Raw genomic sequence first — 3,907 nt, forward strand, 5'->3', positions numbered from 1 at the left:
GTAGCCCTCGGGCAGGGCCGCGACGAAGTCGTGCGCGCCGGCCAGCCGCGCCGCGCGCTCCGCCGCCGCGCGGTCCACCGGCTCGAGGCCCAGCGCGATGTTCTCGGCCACCGTCCCGTCCACGAGAAAGACGTCCTGCGGCACGTAGCCGATCCGGTTCTGCCAGGCGGGCAGGGTGTCCGCGTCGAGGGGCGTGCCGTCGACGGTGATGCGGCCCGCATCCGGCGTCAGGATGCCGAGGATGAGGCCGACGAGGGTCGACTTGCCCGATCCGGTGCGCCCGACGAGGCCGACGGTGGTGTTGGCCCGGATCGTCAGGCTCACCTCGGCCAGCGCCGGCCGGCCGGGCGCGTAGGCGAAGCCGACGCCCTCCAGGCGGATCGCGTCGCAGAACGGCAGCCGGGCGAGAGTCCGCGGCGGGCTCTCGGTCTCGCCGGCGAGGTCGTCGACGATGACGCGCACCGCCGGCAGGTAGAAGCGCAGCAGCGCCAGCGAGTTGAAGATGTTCTGGAAGGCCGGCAGCATCCGGTATCCGGCGAAGGCGAACAGCCCGAGCAGCGGCAGGATGCCGGCGGTGTCGAGCCCCTGGGCCAGCGCGAACAGAACCACCACGATGACGCCGCCGAATGCCAGCGCCTCGATGACGAAGCGCGGCATCTGCCCGGTCAGCAGACTCTCGGCGGTGGCCTTCGCGTAGGCGTGGGCGGGGGTGTCGAACTTGCCGGCGAAGGTCTCCGCCCGGCCGTAGAGCTTGAGTTCGGTGAGCGCGCCCAGCGTCTCCTGCACCACGCGGTAGCGCTGCGCGTTGTCGCCGACCGAGCGCGCGCCGAGCGACGCGAGGCGCGCGCGCATCACCAGGTAGATGCCGACGTAGAGCCCGCCGAAGCCGCCGCCGAGGATCAGGGCGAGGCGCGGCGCGTAGACCAGCAGGAAGGCGATGACGGCGAGCGCCGAGATCGCCCGGGACGCGATGACGGTCGCCGGCGTCAGCACGCCGATGACTAGCCGGTCGGTCTCCGAGAGCACGTTCTTGGCGAGCTCCGCGCTGTTCCCCTGCGTGAAGAACAAGCGTTCACGCGCGAGGTAGCGGAACAGCAGACGCCGGGCGAAGCCGTAGCCGGTGAGATGCGTGAACAGGAGCTGGGCGTAGGTCAGCGCGGCGTTGACCACGGCGGTGACGAGGATCGCGAGCAGCGCCGCCAGGCCCGCGGCGATGAGGAAGCTGCGGTCGTCGGCCAGCCCCAGCGTATCGCGGATGTGGGCGAGGTAGGGCAGGCGGGTGGCGGCCGCGGGATCGCCGACCAGCGTCAGGAACGGGATCACCGAGGCGACGCCGACCACTTCGAGCAGGCCCGCACCGGTGAGGCCGAGCGCGATCAGCGCCAACCGCCGCCGGTCGCGCGCCCGCATGGCGCGGACGAGGTCGATCAGCGCGCGCAACGGTGCGTCCTCGGGATCGGCAGGACGCAACGCTCTTTTCCCCCCCCGCGGGGGAGGGAGGGAAGGGCGCCCGGCGCGGATCTCTCTGTGAAGCGCTCTCTCATGTGGGCCGAGCGCATAGAGGCCCGGCGCCATGCTGTCCACGCGGGCGGGCGCGGCCGCGAAGCCCTGCCCGCCCCGTCAGGCCTTCAGTCGACTTGCTTCAGCGAGCCGAGGTCCACGTCGCCGTTCTGGCTGGTGAAGGTCAGAGACTTGCTGCCGCCGTCCTGCTGCGAGACGCCGCCGATCTTGTGGTCGCCGCTGTCGTAGGTGGTGGTCTTGCCGTCCTGCTCGATCAGCAGGCGGTGCTTCTCGGGGAAGAAGGCGTACTTCATCCCGTTCTGCGACCCGCTGGTCGAGGGCTTGCCGAGGTCCTCCGGCCACCAGGGCTCCATGCCCTTCATCGGCTTCATGGGTTCCATCGGCTTCATCGGTTCCATCGGCTTCATGGGCTCCATCCGGGGCAGGCTCCTTCGTGGTCTGTCTCTCGCCATGACGCGGCAGGCCGGGATCGGTTGCATCGCACCCCACCGATCCAGGCGAGGATCGTGCCGCGTCGACCCCGGGGGCGTCGGCTCAGAACGCCCGCATCTCGCGGATCTGCCCGTCGAAGCCGACGTGCAGCGCGCGCTCGCGCCCGTCCTGGCCCTTGGCGGCGACCTCGAGGTGGCGCGGGCCGCGGCCGGTGACGCGCACGTCCGAGTAGCCGGCCGCCTGCACCGAGGCGGTCAGCGCCGGCACGTCGGGGTTGGCCCCGAGCCCGACTTTGTCCTTCGCCCAGTCGAGGGTGCCGGGGGGCGGGCCGCCGGCCGGGCCGAGCAGCACCCGGTTGCCGTCGCCGTGGGTCAGCACCGCCGCGTGCAGGAACCCGTTCTCGAAGCGCCCCTGCACGGTGACGGTCTCGCCCTTGGCCACGAGCGTGCCGCCTTCGCCCCGGCGCCCGGTCTCGACCAGCGCCCGCCCGGTGCCGTCCTGCAGCACGAACTTGTTGCCGAAGATCTCGGCGACCTCGCCCTTGGCGGCGATGCCGCCCGACGGCACCAGGGCGGAGATCGCCACCGGGGCGATCGGCGTGGTCGAAGGGGCGCCGTTCTGCGCCAGGGAGAGGCCGACGGCGCCCAGCGCCAGCGGCGCGGCGATCGCGCCGACGACGAGGGTGCGGCGGGGCAGGCGGCGGATTGGCGGCTTCGAAGCGGCAGCCTGGGGGATTTCGGTGGCGGTGCCGTCGATGACCTGTTCGTTGCTCATGATGATCGTGTCCTGTTCGGGTGGGCCCTTTCGGGTTGACGGCGTTCTAGGAGAGGGCCGCCAATCCACCCTGAACCGCGCGGTTCAGCTCCGGTTAAACCGGCCGGCCTAACCCCGGCGCCCGTCCCCGAGAGGTTCGAAGATCCATGAAGGTCCTGCTGGTCGAGGACGATGCGGCGCTCGGCGCCGAGATCGCGAAGGCGCTGCGCGCGGAAAACTTCGCCCTCGACCACGCGCGCGACGGCGAGGACGCGCAGCATCTGGGCGAGACCGAGGATTACGACGCGGTGGTGCTCGACCTCGGCCTGCCCAAGCGCGACGGCGTCTCGGTGCTGCAGGCCTGGCGCGCAGGCGGACGCACGCTCCCGGTCCTGATCCTCACAGCGCGTGACGGCTGGAGCGACAAGGTCGCGGGCTTCAAGGCCGGCGCCGACGATTACCTGGTCAAGCCGTTTCGCACCGAAGAGCTGGTGATCCGCCTGCGGGCGCTGGTGCGGCGCGCCCAGGCCAGCGGCGCGAGCCGGCTCGTGTGCGGGCCGTTGAGCTTCGATCCCGGCCTCGGCGCCTTCGAGCGCGACGGGCTGCCCCTGAAGCTCACCGGCCTCGAATGGCGGGTGCTCTCCTGCCTGATGCTGCGCAAGGACGCAGTGGTGCCCCGCTCGCAGCTGATCGAGCGGGTCTACGACGGCGACGCCGACGTCGATTCGAACTCGGTCGAGGTCATCATCACGCGCCTGCGCCGCAAGATCGCGCCGGCGCAGATCGAGGCGGTGCGCGGCCACGGCTGGCGCCTGCACGCGGACGCCGCCTGATGGCCCGCGCATCCGCCGCCGACGGCGCAGGCCCCACCGGTTCCCTCGCGCGCCGCCTCCTCGCGGTAGCCCTCGTTTTCATCACCGTCGCGCTCGTGGTCGCGGGCGTCGCGATCGGCTTCATCCTCCATCGGTTCGTCCGCGGGCAGATCGACGGACGGCTCGATGCGCAGATCGTGGCGATCCGTTCCGGGCTCGAGCAGGGGCCGGACGGTCCGCGCCTGTCCCGCGACTTCGACGCGCCGCCCTTCGACCGCGAGGGCTCGGGCTGGGCCTGGCAGGTGCGGCGCGGCGGGACGCTGCTGCGCTCCGCCTCGCTCGGACGCGAGGCGCTGCCCGTGCCGGCGGCCCCCCGTCCCGACGAGGGC

Annotated in this window: 4 protein-coding genes and 1 pseudogene; 2 read left to right on the forward strand and 3 right to left on the reverse strand. The window is 72.2% G+C overall.

What is annotated here, in order from left to right; translation table 11 throughout:
• The 3 genes from FV229_RS25775 to FV229_RS25785 form a co-directional block, all read right to left on the reverse strand.
• A partial coding sequence (locus FV229_RS25775; RefSeq protein ID WP_147754655.1) for an ABC transporter ATP-binding protein occupies positions 1-1,440 on the reverse strand: 1,440 nt, incomplete at its 3' end.
• Between the two features lie 188 nt (positions 1,441-1,628).
• A complete protein-coding gene (locus FV229_RS25780; protein WP_147754652.1) occupies positions 1,629-1,937 on the reverse strand; it encodes a hypothetical protein in 309 nt (102 codons plus the stop codon).
• Positions 1,938-2,055: 118 nt separating this feature from the next.
• On the reverse strand, positions 2,056-2,727 hold the full coding sequence (locus FV229_RS25785) for a DNA-binding protein (protein WP_147754653.1): 672 nt from the start codon (positions 2,725-2,727) through the stop codon (positions 2,056-2,058).
• A 146-nt stretch (positions 2,728-2,873) separates the two neighbouring features.
• On the opposite strand from FV229_RS25785, the gene FV229_RS25790 reads away from it, so the two are divergent.
• Together FV229_RS25790 and FV229_RS25795 are read left to right on the forward strand one after the other, a co-directional pair.
• On the forward strand, positions 2,874-3,539 hold the full coding sequence (locus FV229_RS25790; protein ID WP_147754654.1) for a response regulator transcription factor: 666 nt from the start codon (positions 2,874-2,876) through the stop codon (positions 3,537-3,539).
• Positions 3,539-3,907 (forward strand): annotated as a pseudogene (locus tag FV229_RS25795) (hypothetical protein); the annotation flags it as partial. The gene FV229_RS25790 and the pseudogene FV229_RS25795, both read left to right, overlap by 1 nt.

It is taken from the genome of Methylobacterium sp. WL120, from assembly GCF_008039465.1.
GTDB lineage: Bacteria > Pseudomonadota > Alphaproteobacteria > Rhizobiales > Beijerinckiaceae > Methylobacterium > Methylobacterium cerastii.

Coding starts and splice junctions, on each gene's coding strand:
- FV229_RS25780 (WP_147754652.1), bottom strand. CDS start 1,937: ATGGAGCCCATGAAGCCGATGGAACCGATGAAGCCGATGGAACCCATG.
- FV229_RS25785 (WP_147754653.1), bottom strand. CDS start 2,727: ATGAGCAACGAACAGGTCATCGACGGCACCGCCACCGAAATCCCCCAG.
- FV229_RS25790 (WP_147754654.1), top strand. CDS start 2,874: ATGAAGGTCCTGCTGGTCGAGGACGATGCGGCGCTCGGCGCCGAGATC.